Source organism: Stieleria sedimenti, from assembly GCF_025060895.1.
GTDB classification, from domain to species: Bacteria; Planctomycetota; Planctomycetia; order Pirellulales; family Pirellulaceae; genus Stieleria; species Stieleria sedimenti.
In genome coordinates this window covers 1-19079 of sequence record NZ_JANZKV010000020.1, presented here as the reverse complement: position 1 = coordinate 19079, position 19079 = coordinate 1, and the positions used below count along the sequence as shown (strand labels likewise).

The window sequence follows — 19079 nt, the reverse complement described above, 5'->3', positions numbered from 1 at the left end:
TCAATCCAGGTAGGCAAATTCGTTGAGATTAAAAATCACCAAACAGACGTGCGCCAGTCCGCGCGTTTTCGCGTCGACGTCGGCGGGTTGAAGGTCCGGTTGGTAATGGGTGTACGCCGGCATGGTTTCGATGAAGTCGTAGGGTTGCCCCGTTTTTTCCGCCATCACCGTTCGCTCAATCCGATCTGGCCAGGTTCTGGCTTGATAGGACCGCGACGATTCTTCAGCGATCGCGTCGTTCCATTGAACGAGACAAAGCGCACGTTCCTCAGCCGTCGGCGATCGTCCCAGCGCCCATTGGAAGGCACGATCGATTGTCGTTTCATCGTCGAGCTGTTGATCGACCAACCGTTTGGCGAACGCGATCGATCGGTCGAAGACCTCTTCGGAATTGAGCAGCGTCAACGCCTGGGGTGCGACCGTCGACGTCTCCCGCAACTCACACGATTTGTCCGGTCCCGGCTGGTTGAAGGATTCGAGGAACGGATCCCGCAACCCACGGATCTTTTCGGCGTACAGGCTGCGGCGGTTGCGTTGCCTGGGAGTCGGATCGGGTTCATAAACCGAGGCCGCCCCGCCCATGATTTGCCGTGGTTGGAACGCGACTTCCAGGTTCACGTCCGGTCGCGCCGGAACCCCGCCGACGCTGCGATTGAGTTCACCGCTGGCGACCAGCATGGCATCGCGGATCTCTTCGGCGGTCAAGCGACGCGGCAGGAAGGAGGCGTAAAGATTCCCTTTCGGATCCAGAGCGGCTTGGCGTTGTGGCTGCGGATGACGGCTGCTGCGGCGATAGGCTTGGGAAGTGACGATCAGCTCATTGAGCTTCTTGATGCTCCACCCCTGATCCATGAACCGGCGTGCCAAGTGATCGAGCAACTGTGGGTGTGTCGGCAGGGCTCCGGTGCCGCCGAAGTTATTCGGGTTGCCGGCCAGTCCTTTGCCGAAGTGCCACGACCAGACACGATTGACGATCACGCGGGCGGTCAACGGATTGTCCTCGGCGGCGATCCACTGAGCCAACGCCAAGCGGCGTTTCCCCTTGCCGGCGGGAAACGAAGGGGGCTGCATCTGACCGAGTGCGACCGCGGCACTGAGTGGTCCCGGTTGCACTGGGTCGGTCGGTGAATAGACATTGCCGCCGGCCAAGATCGCGTCGGTTTCGAGTTGCCCCTTGCCCCAAGGGTTCTCGGGCAACTCGATCCGATTGCCGACGTTGTTGCGTTGGATCGTCTTACCGGTGTAAACGGCAAACGCGATCGGCCGGGTGCGGTCGAGTTCCCAGCTGTGGCGCGCGATGTTCTTCGACATTCTTGCCAACGAGGCTTCGTCGCCGGGATCCAGCCCGTTGTCGCCGACCTTCGCGTCGCCGGTTTCCTGCTTCCGTGCCTGGGCGACTTTCTGATTGAGTTCCTTTTTCTGTTGCTGGTAGGCGTCGACTTTGGCTTGGACCCAATCGTCGGACGCTTCGAAACCCGCTTTGTTTTCCACGTCCAGGAAGGGTGCGTCGCGCTCGGCGAACTGGGTCGTGGAAAACACCGCCATCATGCTGTAGTAGTCGCGTGTCGGCACGGGATCGAATTTATGATCGTGGCACTTGGCACACTGCAAGGCGTGTGCGAGAAACGTTTGGCCGACCGAATCGGTGATGTCGTCGAGCCATTGCTGACGTGTTTCCTTGAACACACTCATGCCGGTCTGTTCCCACGGCCCCATCCGCAAGAAACCCGTCGCGATCAGATTCTCTGGATCATCGGGGTCAATCTCATCTCCGGCGATCTGTTGTCGGATGAACACGTCGTAGGGTTGGTCGTCGTTGAACGCGCGGACCACATAGTCACGGTAACGCCAGGCGTTGGGGCGACTGTAGTCGTTTGCAAATCCGGCAGTGTCTGCGTAACGGACGACGTCCAACCAACGCAGGCCGAACTGTTCGCCGTAGTGCGGCGACGCCATCAATTGCTGCGCGAGCGTCCGCACGGCGTTTTCGCGGTCCTTGGCATACTCGCGGGTAAAGTGTTTGACGTCCTCCGGTGACGGCGGCAGCCCCGTCAAACCAAAGCTCATCCGCCGCACCAATTCACCGGCCGGGGCTGGTGGCGCGGGCGCGAGTCCTGCCGCGGTCAGTTTCTCGTCGATGAACCAGTCGACCGGGTGTTTGCCGGCGGGCACCGAGACGGGCTGCAGCGGCCGATACGCCCACAGCTTCTGAGGCTGGTAACGTCGGTTCTGCCAATCCTCCGACAACGCCTTGGACGTCGCCACCTGCTCACCTTCGGCGTATCGCTGCTGAATCATTGCGGTACGTTGCTCATCGGGCCAAGGCGCTCCGGCATCGATCCAATCACGTATCCACCACGCTTGAGCTTCGGTCAGCTGGTCGGCTTCCTTGGGAGGCATTTCATAGCCTTCCTCCGATCGGCTGGCGGTCCGGTAAAGGTAGCTTTCGTTCCCCTTGCCGGGGATCAGCACTTCAGCCTCGAACGAGTCGCCGCCGGCGATCAAGGTTTCTCGCGTTCGCAGGTCCAGCCCACCTTGGATGTCATCGGGTTCCGCGCCGTGACACGCCAAGCACTTCTCGGCGATCAGCGGTTTGACATGCAACGCAAACAGTTTCTCACCTTCGCTGACGTCATCGTTGGCGACGAGCGGTGAGAGGATCCACAACGGGATCAAGATGATAACGACGATGGTCCTCATGGTCATTCACCCAAGCGGGTGATCTCAAATTTGAGAGTTCGGATTTCAAGTGACGAATGGAGTATTGTACCTTAAATCCCGCCCCCGCCACGGAGACGGCGTCTCACGGTGCAAGAGGGGGTGCGTGCCGGGAGATGCACTGCAGCATTGGGCGTCAGCCCAATGCCACCTACTTTGACGCCAAGCGGGGTGTTTTTGTTAGCGGTAGGGCACGAGCCCTCCGGTCTTTCACGGTGTTTTTGAAGCGCGACCGGACGGCTCGCGCCGTTCCGCTAAAACGGTGGGAGTGCTTGTTAGCGGTAGGGCGCGAGCCCTCCGGTCTTTCACGGTGTTTTTGAAGCGCGACCGGACGGCTCGCGCCGTTCCGCTAAAACGGTGGGAGTGCTTGTTAGCGGTAGGGCGCGAGCCCTCCGGTCGTTCACGGTGTTTTTGAAACGCGACCGGACGGCTCGCGCCGTTCCGCTAAAACCCTTAGAGCGAAAGGCACGCGCCGGTCGCTGACGCGTCCCGCTGGGGTGAGGTTCAAAGTCGCGTTCGAAAAAACTCGACCATGTCACCGAGTGAGTTCCTGTCTTTCGGTGACACCGAGTGGCCTCCCGTTTCATAGACCCGGATCTCCGCGGCGAGTCCGGCGTCCGTCATCGCGCGGTGCATGTCGCGTGACTGAAGCCAGGGCACGGTGGAATCATCGCGGGAGTGCAGGAACAAAATCGGCGGATCACTCGGATCGACATGCGTGATCGCCGAAGCGGCCAACCATTCCGGATCGTCGGTTGAAAAAGCGGGGCCGATCCACTCTCCGTTGGTTTTGAGTTTATTCTTGGAGTTCGGTTGGAGGTGAAGCTGTTCTTGTTTGGTAAACCGCGATACGAAATCGAACACGCCGGCGAAACAAACGGCGGCTCGGATACGGCTGTCGGGATCGTCGTCGTCGCCGGTGACCGCCAGCAGCGCGGCGAGGGTTCCGCCGGCCGACCGGCCCGTCGCGCCGATCCGTTCGGCATCAATTTGATATTTGTCGGCCACCTTACGGATGAATCGGACGGAGGCTTTCACGTCGGCCAGGGTGTCGCGATACCGATGCTCGGGACTGCCGCGATACGAGATCAACGCGGCTGCAAAACCGTGCTTCGCCAAGTGCTCGGCAAAGGGTTTGAATCGCTGTCCGTTCTGCGGACGAAAGCCACCGCCTTGAATAACGATGACACAGGGCGACCGATCGGCAGACGCTGGGGGAAGGTACAGATCCAGTGTCAGCGATGCCGCGGCCTCGCTGAAATGCAAGCCCTGCACGACCGTGAAGTCGCCGGCTTGCGCATGACGGCCCTGAGAAACGATGACGCAGCCAGCGATCAGCATCATCGACAAGAACCTTAGTCGCATCGGAAAGTTAATTCGCATCGGAGTCTCCGAAAGGGCGTCGGTGGTGGAACAAACCAAATTCATGACCGCGGTGATTTGGAATGGGCTATACTAGCGGCCCCCTCAGTCACTCGCCCACCGTTGATTCACCAAAATGCGTTTTCTCGCGATCGCATTGCTACTCACCTGTATCTGGCATGACACGCCGGTCATGGCGGGAGATCCGATCGGCTGGTCGGGCGATTGGACACGGTCGCGTTCCGGCGGGTCGGCGCAGTGGTTCGAAATCCGCGGGACCGGCGGGCGAAACAATCCGCTGCGCCGACGGCTCGAGGCACCCTTTGATGGCGACCAGCTGTTCGTTCGTTTTGAGCTGCGCTACGATTCATCCAGTCTCGACACGCCTTCGAACGGAAACGGTGAGTTTCTGGTTTTATGGCTCGACGAGCAGGACGGAGGCGACGCGGCGGGACACAACGGCGGTGTGCCGAACATCGGGCTGCATGTCGACGAAGACAAAAACGCCTTCATGGCACGCTACGTTTCCTCGTCCCAGCACTTTGCCGACATCGAACTGCAAGGCGATCGCGTCTACACGATCCTGGCCAAAGCCTCGCGATCGCGTTCGGGCAGCGGACAACCCTATGACCGGTTGAGCGTCTGGATCGATCCTGAAATCCTTGACGCGAAGGCTCCCGCCATCGAGGTCGCTGCAAAAAATGCGATTGGGTCGATCGGCTGGATCGGATTTTCGACGGGGATGAAGACCGAACGCGACGATCGAATCTTGGTCTCCGAGGTATCGCTGGCGACCACCTGGCTGGAATCCTTCGGGTTGCCCGCCCCGGTTGCGCCCACGCCGACGACGCCGAAACCCGCGACGGTGCAGACGCTCACCGCAACCGTCAATTTTGCCGATGACGCCTATCCGATTCTCCACCGACATTGCTTTGAGTGTCACAGCGGCGAGGATCCGGAATCCGGCTTGCGATTGGACCATTACGACGAGATCCTCAATCACCTGTCTCCTCGCGATGCCGATGCCAGCCATTTGATTGCGTTGATCGAATCTTCCGATCCGGCAAAGCAGATGCCTCCGCCAGAGGATGACCACGCGCAAGTGAGTGCGGACGAAATCCGCGTGCTTCGTGATTGGATCGATGAAGGCGTCGTCTGGGACCATCAGTTGCTGCCGACTCCCGCGATGCAGTCGGATCATTGGGCGCTACAACCCGTCCGTCGACCTGAGATCCCTGTGGTACCGTCGGCTCGACCGTTTCGGACACCCGTCGATGCGTTCACTGCCCGCAAACAACAAGACCTGGGCACGACACCGGCGGAAACGGCCTCGTGGTCGACGCTGCAACGTCGAATGGCATTGGATCTGACGGGGCTTCCATCATCTGCGTTCCCGGGGCTGGAGCAAGCGACCAGTCACGAATCACTCGATCGCTGGATCGATCAATTGCTGTGTTCACCGGCCTATGCCGAACGCTGGGGACGATACTGGTTGGATCTGGCCAGGTGGGCCGAGAGCAACGGCCATCAACACAATCGACCGCGGCCGCACGCGTGGCGATACCGTGACTATGTGATCCAGAGTTTCCAAGACGACAAACCGTACGACCAGTTCATTCGTGAACAACTTGCCGGCGACGAATTGCCGGAGGAATCGCGTTGTTTGGAGGCGACGGGATTCCTGGCCGCCGCCCGATACAGCGGCAATGAGCTGGACAAAGAGATTCAACGCCAGGACATTCTGGTGGACGTGGTCAACACCACGGCAAAAACGTTCTTGGGCGTCACGCTCGAATGCGCCCAGTGTCACACGCACAAGTTCGACCCGTTTACGATTCGCGACTACTACCGATTGCAAGCGTTCTTTACGCGCGGGCAACCGGGGAACCTGTTGCTGGCCGATGCCCCCGCCGAAACGGAATCTTGGATCGACGCGCGTTGGCAATTGTTCGACTCCGTTCACTCGCGGATGGTCGCCCAGAAACGCAGTGCCGGCGTGCCCGAACCTGTCTTGGTGATTCCCAAGTCGGTGATCGGCGGAATGAATGCCCAGGAACGCCAAGCGTTTTCCGCACTCGATTCGGCGATCGCGTCAATCCCACAAGTCTGGGGCTGGAGCGGAAGCGATGCGGGAGTGATCGTTGCGCCCCACGAGATGCGCTGGCCGTTGCCGCGTGATCTTCAAACGGTCGCGGAGATGAAAACCTATCTGCGGTTGCGCGGTGATGCCAAGTCGGTCGGCCCGGAAGTTCGCGCCGGCTGGCCGGCGGTTTTCGGACCGACACCTGACGAGGCGACTTCACGGACCGACTTGGCCGACTGGATCGCGTCGCCGGACCACCCGTTGACCGCGCGCGTCTGGGTCAATCGGATTTGGCAGTGGCATTTCGGCACCGGTCTGGTTGCGACCTCCGGGGATTTTGGGACTCAGGGCACTGCCCCGACACATCCCGAACTGCTCGATTGGCTGGCCGACGAATTGGTCGCCAGCGGCTGGAGCACGCGGCACATCCATCGTCTGATCCTCCGTTCGAACACCTATCGACAATCCGCGGCGTTCTCACAGCCAAACCATGACTCGGATCCCGATTGCCAATCCCTGTGGCGTTGGACCCCGCGACGACTGGAATCCGAAGCGATTCGGGACTCGGCGTTGTCCGTCGCCGGCCGGCTGGACAGGACCATGGGAGGCCCGAGTGTAAGCGACGAGGATGCGGACGAGGCCTACCGGCGCAGCGTCTACCTGCCACAGCAACGCGAACGGATCGCAGAATCGTTGATGCTGTTCGATAGCCCTGCGGCCGTGGCAACCTGTTCGCGGCGACGCGTGTCGACCGTCTCGCTGCAGCCGCTGTACCTGCTCAACAGCGAATTCATGAATACGATCAGCCAACGTTTTGCCGATCGCGTCCGCAACATGGCCACAGAAGACCAATACGCCGAGACCGCGCTGCGACTCACGCTCGGCAGAGACGCGTCCGATGAGGAGGCGCAGAAGATGACACAATACCTGCACGATCATTCGCTCGAATCGTTGTGCCTGGTCATCCTGAACTTGAGCGAGTTTTTGTACCTAAATTAGAGCGACGCATGACGTCAAACCCTTGGATCGACCGAAGACGATTCCTGTACGGCGGCGGACTCGGCGCCGGTGCGATGGCGCTGCAGCTGTTGCGTCACGCCGAAGCGGAAGGAGCCAATGTGACGCACCACCCCGCCACCGCATCGAGCGTGATCTTCTTGTTCATGTCCGGCGGTCCGAGCCAAGTCGACACATTTGACCCCAAACCGGATCTGGGTGTTCTGGAGGGAAAGGACGTTCCCGAGAGCATTGCCAAAACGATCCCCAAAATCAAACGAGCCGGGCTGAAGAACTTGATGGGTTCGCCGTGGTCGTTCAAACCGTACGGCGAAAGCGGAATTCCGGTTTCCGACTTGCTGCCCAAAACGGCGAGACATGTCGATGATTTGTGTGTCATTCGATCGATGCAGCACAACAATCCGGTGCACGGGCCCGGTGAATGCGTCGCGCTGACGGGCACCGCCGCCGGCGATCGCCCCAGCATCGGCAGCTGGTCGCTGTATGGTCTGGGAACGGCCAACGAAAGCCTGCCCGCGTTTATCGGAATGAACCTGCACACCGACGGCATGCAGTTTCCCCAAGGTGCCGGATGGGGATCGGGCTTTTTGCCGTCGGGGTTCCAAGGCACCATCATCGACCCGGCGAAGGGGATTCGGCATGTGAACATGCCGGAACAGACGTCCGAGCAACAACGCCGCGATCAGCTTGAATTGATTCGTTGGTTCAACCAACGGCACTTGGATCAATCCGGAGGCCAAAGCGAACTGCGGGCGCGATTGGATTCCTATGAAACAGCGTTTCAAATGCAGACGTCGGCGCCGGAGTTGTTTGACATCGGACAGGAAACGCAGCAGACGCGAGATCTGTATGGTTTGAACCATCCCGACGGCAAAACGGTCGGCCGCGCGTGCCTGCTTGCCCGACGCATGGTCCAACGCGGCGTGCGGTTCGTGCAAGTCCGCGTCGGCGGCTGGGACGCCCACGGAAACATCAAGGGCAACCATTCCAAAATGGCTGCGCGGACCGATGTTCCGATCGCCGGGCTGCTGGCGGATCTCAAGCAACGCGGCTTGCTTCAATCGACGCTGGTCGTCTGGGCCGGCGAGTTCGGCCGCACGCCGACGATGGAAGGCCGGGGCAAGGGCCGCGATCATTCTCCGGCCGGCTACTCGATCTGGATGGCCGGCGGCGGCGTTCAAGGCGGGCAGATCATCGGCGCGACCGACCCGCTTGGTTACGTCGCGACCGAACGCCCCGTGTCCCCACACGACTTTCACGCGACCATTCTGCACGCGTTGGGGATCGACGCAAACCGATTGACCTACAACCATCACGGCCGCGATGAAGTACCGACGGTGTTCGGAGGCGAGGCCGTTGGGGAAGTCTTCGCAGGTCACGTGGGATAGGCTGGAAGCCTATCCCACACTGCCGATGCCGGCCAGCCAGACCAGCAGGGCGATGACGACGAAGCAAACCGCGACGGAGATGGCAAATCCATACACGTCGGACTTGCGCGGTCGCAGCGCTTCGATGTCCGTGCCGGGAAATAGCCTGCGGTCCTCGAAGCGTTTCGGATTGCTGTACGACTCTTCCAGGTTGCGGCGATCGGTTTCCGGGTCGGGATCCACTTCCGTTTTCATCTTGGCGTAATAGCGATCCAACACCGACTCGCTCGTGCGGGGCGTGAGGAAGCTGGCCACGATCAGCACCAGGAACGGCAACAAGACGCGGGTCGGCAGCCGCAAGGTTTCCAGCGTCGCTTTGGAGACATTCGCCAGATCGACTCCGATGTAGTGATAGAGCACGAAATCGAGTTTCAATTGTCCCTCACCCTGCAACTCACCGGTGCGTCGTTGAGTCAAGATGGACGTGGGACCGTCTTGCACCGTGCTGATCATCTGCAGCGACTCTTCGCCGACCGGCTTCACGCCGCCGCTCCAAAAAATCGATTTGTCGCCGGAAATCAAGATAACCTCGATCGGATCGCCGACCTCGCACCGCTGCGGTTCGGCGCCGAGCTTCTGACGCACTGTTTCATCATCCTTCGCCTGCTCCATCGCTTCGACCCAAGCTTCATGGCGAGCCACATCGGCCGGCGTCGCCGTCCGCTTGATCGACTTGACGATGCGGTTGGTCGTGGTCGTCCATGCCGGATCGGTCCGCATCTCGGGTGAAAGCATTGGAATCACCAGCGGCAGAATAAAAAAGAACAACGCCGAAAACGCGATCGTGATCCACACCGCAGTGCCATTGGCACGCCGCCAATACATTCCGATCCAGAACGGAGCGGCAAACAGGATCGGCAACTCGATCGCGAAGGTAAATTGAGCGAACACGTCTGCCATGGTGATTGCCACGATCGACGCTCCCACGATGATGGCCAACCCCGTCACGCGGGCCACCTTCACACTCTCGCGGTCCGTCGCCGACGGATTCACATAGGCCGCATACAGGTTGCGGGTGATCAGCGCGGAACTGACAATCATGTACGTGTCGGCCGAACTCATCATCGCGGCCATCAGACAGGCCAGCATCAGACCGACCAGCCCCAGATTCAGCGGCCCCAGGATCTCGCGGGCCGCGATTCCCCACACCAGGTCGGGATCCACGGCCAACTCGGGGCGACTGGCCAACAGGGCCAGTGCGATCAACGCCGTGATCGCCCAACCGACGGTGCACAGACGCTTGAGAAAGTTGCCGACCACCAGCCCGATTCGTGCTTCGTTTTCACTTTTTGCCGAACCGCCGCCGGTGGCGATGAAGTGCGGTTGGACGACGATTCCGACCAGGGCCAACAGCGTCAAGGCGACGATGTACTGCAGCGGAAACTCGCCCGCACTCGGTCCGGCAAACAGGCTGAAATAATCCGACGAAACCCGCTGGTGCATGATCGTGAATCCGTCCATGACCCCCTGCGTTGACGGGTCGCCGAACTCTTTGACCAACGCCCAAAGTCCATAGGGAATCAACAACACGCTCAACAAGATGATAAAGATCCCTTGAATCAAATCGGTCCAGTAGGCCGCCGTCAGACCGCCCAACACGCCGTAGACGATCACAATTCCGGCCAAGCCGGGGATCAACACGTACTTCAAGTCCAACCCAGCGATCTCATCGAGCCCCATCAACGGCACCGCGAATTTTGCGATCGCCGACAACATCGTCGACAGATAGAACATGTAGAAAATGATGGCGAAGACGGCGTAGGCGGCGCCCAAGGCCTTGGACTCGTAACGCTCGACGAACCAGTCCCCGAGCGTCAAATGCCTCATCCGCCGATACCACACCGCGGTGATCCAATAGACCGGAGTGACGAACAACCACATCAGCGCCGACCACACCCCGCTGAGCCCGCTGGTCCAACCGGTACGGCCGACCTGGATCGGTTCATGAGCCCCCGTCCCGGCACCGAAAGCGGCGAAGGTCTGCAACAACTTGCCGAACCCACGCCCGCCCATGAAGTAGTCTTCCTGCCCTTTGACACGCCCCATCGCCCACAATCCGATGGCGATCATCACGATGAAATAAACGGCAACAACGACGTAGTCGATCCAGGTCATCAGCTCTACTCCGGTGGGCGTTGTCCAAACCCGTCGCGGTTGAGCAAGACGCAGTGACGCTGCTGCCGAACCGTGAGCAATCGTTTGGAAGGGCCCACAGAATACACTCTTCCGACGCGCCGGTGCGATGATCAGCGGCACATCAGGAGCCCCTTTGTCAGTTCCATTGTTTCTCCTCGACAAACGCTGACGTATGCGATACTCAGTGCATCACATCGAATCGCTTGCCACCCAACAGGCTGAACTCGGGTCCTTGAATCACCGCCCGGTGTGACAAGGCTTCGCTCAGTCGCTCCATCCCGGTGCGGGAAACCCGCGTCGATTTCAGTCCGACGGCTTTCAATTCGTCCAGCGAATGCAAATACACCAGTCCGGCGTCGTTGATCTTGCAACCGGCAAGGTCTAAACAGACCAATTCGCCAAGCCGCCCCAAACACTTCAGTCCCGAATCTGTCACTTTCGTGTGGCTGAGAAATAGTTTTTCCAGATTCGGTTGCAGCTCGACGATCGTCGCCAAGCCTTCATTGTCGATCGCGGTGTTTTCGAGTGACAACGAAATCAGCGACGGCAAGGATCGCAAGCGGGACAGATCGGCGTTCGTCACCTTGGTTCCTGATAAATCCAATTCCGTCTGATCATGGGAAAATGCCCCGCCGAGCTTTTGATAGGCAATGATGGTTCGATCTGTCTCGTTGACAGGGTCGGTCGATGTGGCGGGAGCAAGCGTTTCTGGCAAGCGCTCGACAACCGTCGCGGCCGCGGTGGCGGTGGTGGCGCCGTCTGGCTCAGCCGTGATGTGGGTGACGACCTGAAGGACCGTCGGATCGCGACCCGCGATCTGCTCTGCATCGGCATCGGCATCGGCATCGGCATCGGCGATGGCAGGGTCAGTTTCTTTCTGCGGCGTCACCTCGCGGTCCTCGCTCACGACAGGCACTGCGAAAACGGCAGCGCTGTCATCGGCGAGAAGCAGCTCGCCCGTCTCGGATTCATCGATCGGCATGGAGGCACGGGGACTTACGTCGACCGGCGGATGTTCAGTGGCGATCGGCAGCTTGTCGCCCGCGTGGGGTTGACCTTGCAGCAGGGGACCGCGCGAGACAAGTTGGATGGAGAGGGCTGCGAGTGCGATCATGACGGTCGACGCGACCAGGCGGCGGGAACGCCGACGCTTGACCGTCTTTCGTTTCCGCCAGGAACCCGTCCGTGCGACGTGCGAACCCGGCAACGGCGACACCGCTGCGAATTCGTTACCTTCGGCCGCTGTCGTCGACTGAAACCGCGGATCGATCGCGGTGGCAATCGCGTCGGGTTTGGCGATCGGGGACGCCGGATCCGTTGATCCGGCAGCAGACGATTGTGCGACGGCCTGATGCAAGGCGCGAACCATTTGGCGACACGAATCAAAACGCGATGCCGCGTCCAGGCTGGTGGCCCGCTCGAGCACTTTCTGTTCGTCAACACCGACCTTCGAAAAATCCAGTTCGCCGCTGACGTGACAATGGATCGCCGTGGCTTGATTGATCGCCTGGACCGAATGGTCGCCGGTGCGCAGGTAGTAATACGTCAGCGCCAAGGAGTATTGATCACTGGCGACCGAACCATGTCCTGAAATGCTTTCCGGTGAAATGAAGGCGGGTGAACCGATCATGCCCGTCGAGCGAATCGATTCGGCATAACAAGGTCGGGCGACACCGAAATCGCAGAGCACCGCGGCGTCACCGACCAGCAAGATGTTGTCGGGTTTGATGTCGCGATGGGCGATCGACACCCGTCGTCCGTCGCCGAGATCGTGGCGGGGCGCATTGAGGAAATCCAATCCGCGTGCCGCGTCTTCCACGTAGTCGAGCAGCTCCGCCAGGGGAATCCCCGCCTGCCCCCGCGATCGATAGTCTTGCAGCACGTCGTCCAGACTTTTTTCGCCGACCACCATCGCAATGACCAACGTCGCCGGCTCACAGGGCGTCATTCGAAACCGGTTCGTTCGTCCATCACGGATCGGCTTTCCCGTCTGATCCAACAGCCAGTAACCGGTGATCGGCAACAAATTGGGATGGCGAACGTTCTTGATCGCCGAGATCGACTCGAATTCTTTGGCACCGCCGGCTTGGTGCAGATCGAGAAACTTGAGCGCGACGCGGGTTTCGCCGGGTCCATCGGCCGCCCAGACCACGCCGAACGAACCTTCACCGAGCTTTTCAGCGAGAACGTAGCCCGGAATCGGCTCGCAGCCTTGTTGGAGTATGACCATATCGCCGGGCCTGCAATCGTCGGTTTTGGAGAGATGAGCGTCGCCGAACGCTCCCGTACGATGCACCAAGCGGCCAGACTTCGTGGGTGTTACGAAGAATCCGGCGTGGCCGACGCGAGCGGACTGCGTTTCCCGTCCCCGCTCATTTCCCCAGCGATCCATCGTCGGCTTCGATGCAGACGATCTCTTTCATCGTGTGAGCGTAAAGACGCCCCGTTGCATAGGTCAGTGATGCCAGCGTCCAGGTTTCTCCGCCAGGGCCGAGGTCATTGACGGCGACGAGGGCATCCGGCGAAAGTTGTTCGACCTGAGTGTCGATCACGTAGACCGTCCCCGTCACGACGGGTAAAAACAAATAGCGACCCACCAATGTCGGACTGGCCGCCGAAATGTGGCCCCAGCCCGTTCCGTTGTGCCCTTTGTCGCCAACGACAAATCCAGACGCATTGGTGGGCCGATTGTTGGGATTCCCCTTTCCCCACAACAACACATCCTGTTGGCGTGACGTCGGACTGGGCATCAACTGCGCCGGCAATTCCAGATATTCCACGGCGCCGGTTTCGACGTTCACCCGCCCCAGGTAGTGAACGTTGTGCGAGAGAAACCAATGCCATTGGCCGACCGCCAGATTGGCCTGATTCGTGTTCGGATGCCCCTTGCCGGCCTTGACCGCCACATCGGTTTGTTTGGTCCAGCTTCCGCGTTCCGGCTCGAACTTCCAAACCGTCGCACCGTCGTACAAGGGCTGCGTGCGGAGCAGTTTACCGGAGGACGCATCCATCACCAGATGATTGCCCTTTTGGAATCCAAAGACATAACGGTCGTTCCAGTGACAGGCGAACGACGGATCGTACCCCTGAAGTTCGGTGCTCCAAAGCGTCTTCCCCGCTTCACCGGGTGCTAGGCTGGTGAGACTTTGGCCGAATGGTTTTTCCAATGGACCGTGGGGCCCACCGCGGGCATGGGCGACGGCCCATTTTCCTTCGGCGGTCAAGCCAACCGTTGGCGTGTTGTGCACCGAGGTCCCGACCTGTTCTCGCCAAAGCACCTTGCCGGTTCGTTTGTCGATGCCGTGCAGATACGTCCAAACGTCTTTCTCATCGACGCCTGCGGGCACCGCGGTTCCGGCGGACTTTTTCCCCGGTGCGATCCATTTCTGAATCTTCGCCCCGGCCTCTTTGTTCGCGACCTCGACGTACAAGATCGTGTCGCCCACCAGAAACGGTTCCGCCTGGCGATTGTTGTGCTTGAAACGCGGCGTCCACTCCCGCATCCAGATCTGGTTGCCCTCGAAATCGAAACACGCCATCGATCCGCATCGATTGAAAAACCAAACGTGTCGGCCATCGGTGATCGGGGCAAACACCGTTCCGTCGGTGAATCCGCCGGCCAGCGAGATGAAGACGCTACCCGGCAACGTCGCCTGCCAAAGCCTTTTGCCCGTGTCTGCGTCCAGGCAGAAACCGATGATGTCGGTGACCGCGTTCTTCTGCTCCGGCGTTTGAATCGGCACATGGGTCGTCACAAACAAGCGGTCTCCCCAAACGGTGACGTTGCTCATCCCGGCCTCGGGCAGAGCGGTCCGCCAGCGAATGCTCTCCTCCCGCGTCACGCTCCAACGCAACGGTGCGCGGCCGTCGGTCTGCCAGTTGCCGTTTGGCCCGGCCGCTTGATGCCAGTGGTCGTCGCCCCCGAGATCGTCGGCCCGCAGCAGACCGTCCCCAAAAAGTAAAAGTCCAGCGATCAGCCATCCGGTTCTGACAATCATCGGAGGTCCAAAGCGAGTGATACGTGAGTGCCATCGGGGCATGAAAAACGACAGCAATCGTCGTATTCTACATGCCCTCGAGTGGGGTGCGCCGCGTTTGCCGGCCCCGTGTTTCGGTGATCGCCGGCTTTTCGGAGTGGATCCCGGACTGGCCGCGCGCCTACAATAGAACAAACTCGATCCCCCACTACGGGCTGCGGCAACCTTGCAGCCTCGTCCCGCCCCGCCCCCCAAACGACCCTGGAATTGAGCCATGAGATCGATTTTATTGATCACTGCACTCGCAATCCTCAGCCAGGACGCCTGGGCCGAGGGAGATCCACAAAAGTTTGCTGAATATCGAGCTCGGCTCCAGCAGCGTCGCGAGGATGCGTTGGAAATGCGCCGGCAACAACGGCTGTCTCAGCAGACGGCTACGCAGGCTACGCAGTCGGCCCAGACCAATCGGTTTCGTCCCGCACTCGATGGCTACGTGCCGCAACCGGCGCTGCGTGGCTATGTGCCGCAACCGGCGCTCCGCGGCTACAGACCTCGCCCCGCACTGCAGGGTTACGTGCCGCGACCGGCACTGTACGGCTGGACGCCCCGACCGGCACTCTATGGTTACGCTCCCGGTCCCGCGCTGCGCGGCTACACACCCCAACCCGCGCTCCGCGGTTACACGCCCCGGCCGGCCCTGCGCGGCTACACTCCCAAACCGGCACTCTCGGCCAAGTGACATCGAAGGGATGCCAAACGGACCAGGCTTCCAGCCTGTCCGTGCAGAGTCAGCCGCCTCAGCCAACACTTCGATGCAATGGATTGGAAAAACGATCGACAGGCCGCACGGGGCCGCAGTGTAGGCAGGTACGACCGATCGGCTGCAGAGGAATACGATCACTTCCTCGGGTTGGGAACCTTGTCCGCGGAGATGCAGTCTGTTTTGTTGGCGGATTTGCAATGCGTTTGCACGTTGCCCGAAAACGCTGATGTCTTGGACGTCGGGGCAGGCACGGGCGCCATGTGTGCTGCGTTGATCGAATTGCCGGTCGGAGCGATCACGGCGTTGGAGCCATCTCCATCGATGTTGGAGCGGCTAAAAACGAAACCGAAACTCAAACGTGTGAAACCAATCGTTGGCTCCTGCGACCACGACGACGACCGAGCGCTGTTCGCCGACTCAAGTTTTGACGTCATCACTTCCCGAAAAGTGGTCAGCAGCTTGTTTGATCCGCTGGCCGCGTTTCGCAACTGGCACCATTGGTTACGCGCGGGCGGTCACGTGGTGATCATCGACGGCCTGTTCGGACGCGATTCCTATGTCGGCGACTGGACCGACGAAGTCGACGTGTTGCCGTTGTCGGCCAGCCAGTCGATGGCGACGATCCCGTATTTACTGGAATCGGTGGGGTTCACGATCGAGTCGGTTCAGATGACTCATCATTGGAACCAGACCGCCCGAACGCCACACTACATCGTCGTCGCGACGAAAGCGGCAACGCAGTAGCCGTTTCATGGCACTCGCAAGCTGGAAGCTTGCACCACGGATCGCAAGCTGGAAGCTTACGCCACTGGGTTAATGACCGAGGCGTTTTTCGATTTCGGCTCTCACCGCGTCGGCGTCGGCGGGCAGATGAACCGCGGGGTTGGCGTATTGGCTGGTCACCTCGTCGAGCCGGGATTCGTGATAGGCGACCTTGAAATCGGTGAACTTTAGACCGTGGGCGGTGCTGATCACGACCGTCTTGTCGTCCGACTTGATCACGCCCCGCTTGATCAGCTTACTCAGCACGGCCAGTGCGACGCCGGTATGGGGGCAGGTGAACATGCCGGTCAAGTCCGCGTGGGCGGCCGCCGCGGCCAACTCGTCTTCGGTCGCTTGTTCCACGATTCCGTCGGTTTCCACGATCGCCCGTTCCGCTTTGGCGTAACTGACCGGGTCACCAATCCGGATGGCGTTGGCCAGTGTGTCCTGGGCCGTCACGCGAATCTTCTCTTTGAATCCGTTCTTGTAGGATTCATAAAACGGATTCGCCTTGGCCGCTTGGGCGGCGACCAGGCGGGGCATGCGGCTGATCAACCCCAAGTCCAGCATCAACCGAAATCCCTTGTGGAGTGCGCTGATGTTGCCCAGGTTGCCCACCGGGATCACGATCCAATCGGGCACTTCCCAATCGAATTGCCGAACGATTTCGATGCCCACCGTCTTTTGGCCTTCGATCCGCAGACTGTTCATCGAATTGGCCAGGTAGATCGAATTGTCCTGGGTCACTTCCTGGACGATTTTCATGCAGCCGTCAAAGTCGGTGTCCAGTGCCAGGACGTGGGCGCCGTTGGCGACCGGCTGAATCAGCTGTGCGGTGCTGACCTTGCCGGCGGGCAAGAAGATGACCGCGGGGATTCCGGCATAGGCCGCGTAGGCGGCCAGCGCGGCACTGGTGTCCCCGGTGCTGGCGCAGGCGACCGCTTTGACCGGACTGCCCTGTGCCATCATCTGCTTGACGACGCTGACCAAGACCGTCATGCCGAGGTCTTTAAAACTTCCGGTGTGGCTGTTGCCGCACAACTTGATCCACAAGTCCGGGACGCCCAACTGCTGACCCAATCGCTCGGCCCAGAATAAATTGGAGTTTCCTTCGAACATGCTGACGACGTTTTCGTCAGCCAGCGAGGGGATCACCCACTCACGCATGCCCCAGACGCCGCTGCCGTAGGGCCAATCCGAGGTGCTGGCGCGGGAGTCGAACAGTTGCTGCCACTGGTAGGGGTTGCGTTTCCGCAGTGGCTCTCGCTCGTGATGCACCTCCAGCAGACTGCCACAGGACGGGCAGGTATAGATGACGTCGAAGATCGAGTGCTTGGCGGAGCAACCCGCGATGCATCGAAAATAAACAGTCTGGTTCTCTAGATCCGACTTGGACTCGACAGCGGACGACATGGTGAAATCCCGGTAAGTGCAGAATAAGACCGCATTATGTCCAAACCGACCAGATCTGGCAAAGGGCAAGTGAATTGAATGACCGCCGGATCAGCCGTGTTGCACGCCCCACAGCGTGGCTTGGGCGAGACAAGACGATCCCGGCTGATGCCCTCCCAGACGCGGCGCTGTCGCCTGAGCGCTGTCGTCGCAGAAACGACCTTCAGTCAAACGTCTCGGATAATTTGAGCAACGTTTCGCATGGCATCACGATCTTCCCTCGGAATCCCCCGCTGATGATCAGCAAGTCGATTGGAACCCCGTCGTCCGCGTCCGTGGTCCCGATCCAGGATTCACCGTCGTCGTCGGTCCGGATGAATTCACAACCCATTTTTCGCAATCGCCTGAGCTGCGCAATCGTCTTGTTCCGCGGCAATGCTGCTTTTTCTTGTCTCATGAATTCCCTCTTGTGACTGGGAAACGGCGAGGTCGAGCGAATACCGAAGGAAACTACCGCTGTCTGAAGCAGCCGAAAGTCTCAAAAAAGGCGATTTTCATGTAGTCGTTTTCACTACACGTGTTGAATTGCCGCCCCACAGCGTCGCTTGCGTGGCCAACGCGACCACAAGCGAATCGATCGACAAACTGAAAACGGTCGTGAACGAAACGAACAACCGTTGCTGGCTAGCGCTCCCGTTGACGCGGCCGCAGGTTTCGGCACACGATGGCGGTCCGACTGCAGGCCTGATTGTGCCACCCGACCAGACGAGTGCCCGTTGCGAAAGATCGACAAGAGCTACGCCGACCCCCTGGGGCTGATCTGGATTCACGCCGCCGGCCGCATGGGCATACGGATCGAGCGAAGTGCGGAAGTGAACGCATCGTGGGATGGGTGCGGCGTGCTGACGATCGGGACGCCCGAAACCTTGGACCCGGACGACTCGCTGGCGCAGATGATTCTGCACGAAATCTGCCACGCCCTCTGCGAAGGCCCCGAATGTGTGCACCAGCCGGACTGGGGGCTGCAAAGTTTTGATCCGTCCAAAAAGTTCCACGAGCACGCCTGCCTCAGGCTTCAAGCGGCATTGGCCGACCGATACGGCATGCGTTCGTTCTTTGCCGCAACGACCATGTTTCGATCCTATTACGACCAGCTTCCGGCCGATCCGCTCGACGGCGACGGCGACGTTCAAGCGATCGCCTTGGCCAGGGACGCTTGGCAACGAGCCCACCACGGCCCCTGGGCCGAACCGCTGCACGACGCCCTTCGCCGCACCGCCATCGTCGCCCGAGCCCTCTCGGGACTGACGACGGAGGATTCGCTGTGGCATGGGCAGGGGGAAAATGGTTGATCGATCGTAGCGTACGTTGGCGTTTAGCCTTTAGGCGATCTCCCGGTCGCTGCAAAGCAGCGACACGCGACCGCCCGGAAGGGCCGTCGT

12 protein-coding genes are annotated in these 19079 nt (G+C 60.2%); 5 read left to right on the top strand and 7 right to left on the bottom strand.

Annotated elements, in window-relative coordinates:
• Positions 1–2700: a PSD1 and planctomycete cytochrome C domain-containing protein gene (locus tag NZK35_RS03340; RefSeq protein ID WP_259631185.1), complete on the bottom strand. Its 2700-nt coding sequence runs from the start codon at positions 2698–2700 to the stop codon at positions 1–3.
• Positions 2701–3222: 522 nt separating this feature from the next.
• The gene (locus tag NZK35_RS03335; protein ID WP_259631184.1) at positions 3223–4101 is read right to left on the bottom strand and encodes an alpha/beta hydrolase; all 879 of its coding nucleotides are present in this window, start codon (positions 4099–4101) and stop codon (positions 3223–3225) included.
• A 115-nt stretch (positions 4102–4216) separates the two neighbouring features.
• Between NZK35_RS03335 and NZK35_RS03330 the strand changes: the two genes are divergently transcribed.
• Positions 4217–7162 carry a PSD1 and planctomycete cytochrome C domain-containing protein gene (locus NZK35_RS03330; RefSeq protein ID WP_259631183.1) on the top strand — a complete coding sequence of 982 codons (2946 nt, stop codon included), beginning with the start codon at positions 4217–4219 and terminating at the stop codon, positions 7160–7162.
• Positions 7163–7170: 8 nt separating this feature from the next.
• On the top strand, positions 7171–8568 hold the full coding sequence (locus NZK35_RS03325; RefSeq protein ID WP_259631182.1) for a DUF1501 domain-containing protein: 1398 nt from the start codon (positions 7171–7173) through the stop codon (positions 8566–8568).
• A gap of 9 nt (positions 8569–8577) precedes the next feature.
• Here the strand turns inward: NZK35_RS03325 and NZK35_RS03320 are convergent, their stop codons facing one another.
• The 3 genes from NZK35_RS03320 to NZK35_RS03310 all read right to left on the bottom strand — a co-directional run bounded on the left by NZK35_RS03320 (position 8578) and on the right by NZK35_RS03310 (position 14741).
• Positions 8578–10722 (bottom strand): sodium:solute symporter family protein, encoded by a 2145-nt coding sequence (locus tag NZK35_RS03320; RefSeq protein ID WP_259631181.1) that lies wholly within the window; start codon positions 10720–10722, stop codon positions 8578–8580.
• A gap of 202 nt (positions 10723–10924) precedes the next feature.
• Positions 10925–12973 carry a protein kinase domain-containing protein gene (locus NZK35_RS03315; protein ID WP_259631180.1) on the bottom strand — a complete coding sequence of 683 codons (2049 nt, stop codon included), beginning with the start codon at positions 12971–12973 and terminating at the stop codon, positions 10925–10927.
• Between the two features lie 142 nt (positions 12974–13115).
• Complete coding sequence (locus tag NZK35_RS03310) at positions 13116–14741, bottom strand: PQQ-like beta-propeller repeat protein (RefSeq protein ID WP_259631179.1); 1626 nt, start codon at positions 14739–14741, stop codon at positions 13116–13118.
• Positions 14742–14994: 253 nt separating this feature from the next.
• On the opposite strand from NZK35_RS03310, the gene NZK35_RS03305 reads away from it, so the two are divergent.
• Together NZK35_RS03305 and NZK35_RS03300 are read left to right on the top strand one after the other, a co-directional pair.
• Positions 14995–15459 carry a hypothetical protein gene (locus tag NZK35_RS03305; protein ID WP_259631178.1) on the top strand — a complete coding sequence of 155 codons (465 nt, stop codon included), beginning with the start codon at positions 14995–14997 and terminating at the stop codon, positions 15457–15459.
• Between the two features lie 78 nt (positions 15460–15537).
• The gene (locus NZK35_RS03300) at positions 15538–16227 is read left to right on the top strand and encodes a class I SAM-dependent methyltransferase (protein ID WP_259631177.1); all 690 of its coding nucleotides are present in this window, start codon (positions 15538–15540) and stop codon (positions 16225–16227) included.
• Between the two features lie 69 nt (positions 16228–16296).
• Here the strand turns inward: NZK35_RS03300 and thrC are convergent, their stop codons facing one another.
• Both thrC and NZK35_RS03290 read right to left on the bottom strand, forming a co-directional pair.
• Positions 16297–17658: a threonine synthase gene (gene thrC, locus NZK35_RS03295; protein ID WP_259631176.1), complete on the bottom strand. Its 1362-nt coding sequence runs from the start codon at positions 17656–17658 to the stop codon at positions 16297–16299.
• A gap of 202 nt (positions 17659–17860) precedes the next feature.
• Positions 17861–18094, bottom strand: a complete 234-nt coding sequence (locus tag NZK35_RS03290) for a hypothetical protein (protein WP_259631175.1) — start codon at positions 18092–18094, stop codon at positions 17861–17863.
• A 319-nt stretch (positions 18095–18413) separates the two neighbouring features.
• On the opposite strand from NZK35_RS03290, the gene NZK35_RS03285 reads away from it, so the two are divergent.
• Complete coding sequence (locus NZK35_RS03285) at positions 18414–18989, top strand: hypothetical protein (protein WP_259631174.1); 576 nt, start codon at positions 18414–18416, stop codon at positions 18987–18989.
• Positions 18990–19079: the final 90 nt, after the last annotated feature.

Coding starts and splice junctions, on each gene's coding strand:
- NZK35_RS03340 (WP_259631185.1), bottom strand. CDS start 2,700: ATGAGGACCATCGTCGTTATCATCTTGATCCCGTTGTGGATCCTCTCA.
- NZK35_RS03335 (WP_259631184.1), bottom strand. CDS start 4,101: ATGCGAATTAACTTTCCGATGCGACTAAGGTTCTTGTCGATGATGCTG.
- NZK35_RS03330 (WP_259631183.1), top strand. CDS start 4,217: ATGCGTTTTCTCGCGATCGCATTGCTACTCACCTGTATCTGGCATGAC.
- NZK35_RS03325 (WP_259631182.1), top strand. CDS start 7,171: ATGACGTCAAACCCTTGGATCGACCGAAGACGATTCCTGTACGGCGGC.
- NZK35_RS03320 (WP_259631181.1), bottom strand. CDS start 10,722: ATGACCTGGATCGACTACGTCGTTGTTGCCGTTTATTTCATCGTGATG.
- NZK35_RS03315 (WP_259631180.1), bottom strand. CDS start 12,973: ATGGTCATACTCCAACAAGGCTGCGAGCCGATTCCGGGCTACGTTCTC.
- NZK35_RS03310 (WP_259631179.1), bottom strand. CDS start 14,741: ATGATTGTCAGAACCGGATGGCTGATCGCTGGACTTTTACTTTTTGGG.
- NZK35_RS03305 (WP_259631178.1), top strand. CDS start 14,995: ATGAGATCGATTTTATTGATCACTGCACTCGCAATCCTCAGCCAGGAC.
- NZK35_RS03300 (WP_259631177.1), top strand. CDS start 15,538: ATGGATTGGAAAAACGATCGACAGGCCGCACGGGGCCGCAGTGTAGGC.
- thrC (WP_259631176.1), bottom strand. CDS start 17,658: ATGTCGTCCGCTGTCGAGTCCAAGTCGGATCTAGAGAACCAGACTGTT.
- NZK35_RS03290 (WP_259631175.1), bottom strand. CDS start 18,094: ATGAGACAAGAAAAAGCAGCATTGCCGCGGAACAAGACGATTGCGCAG.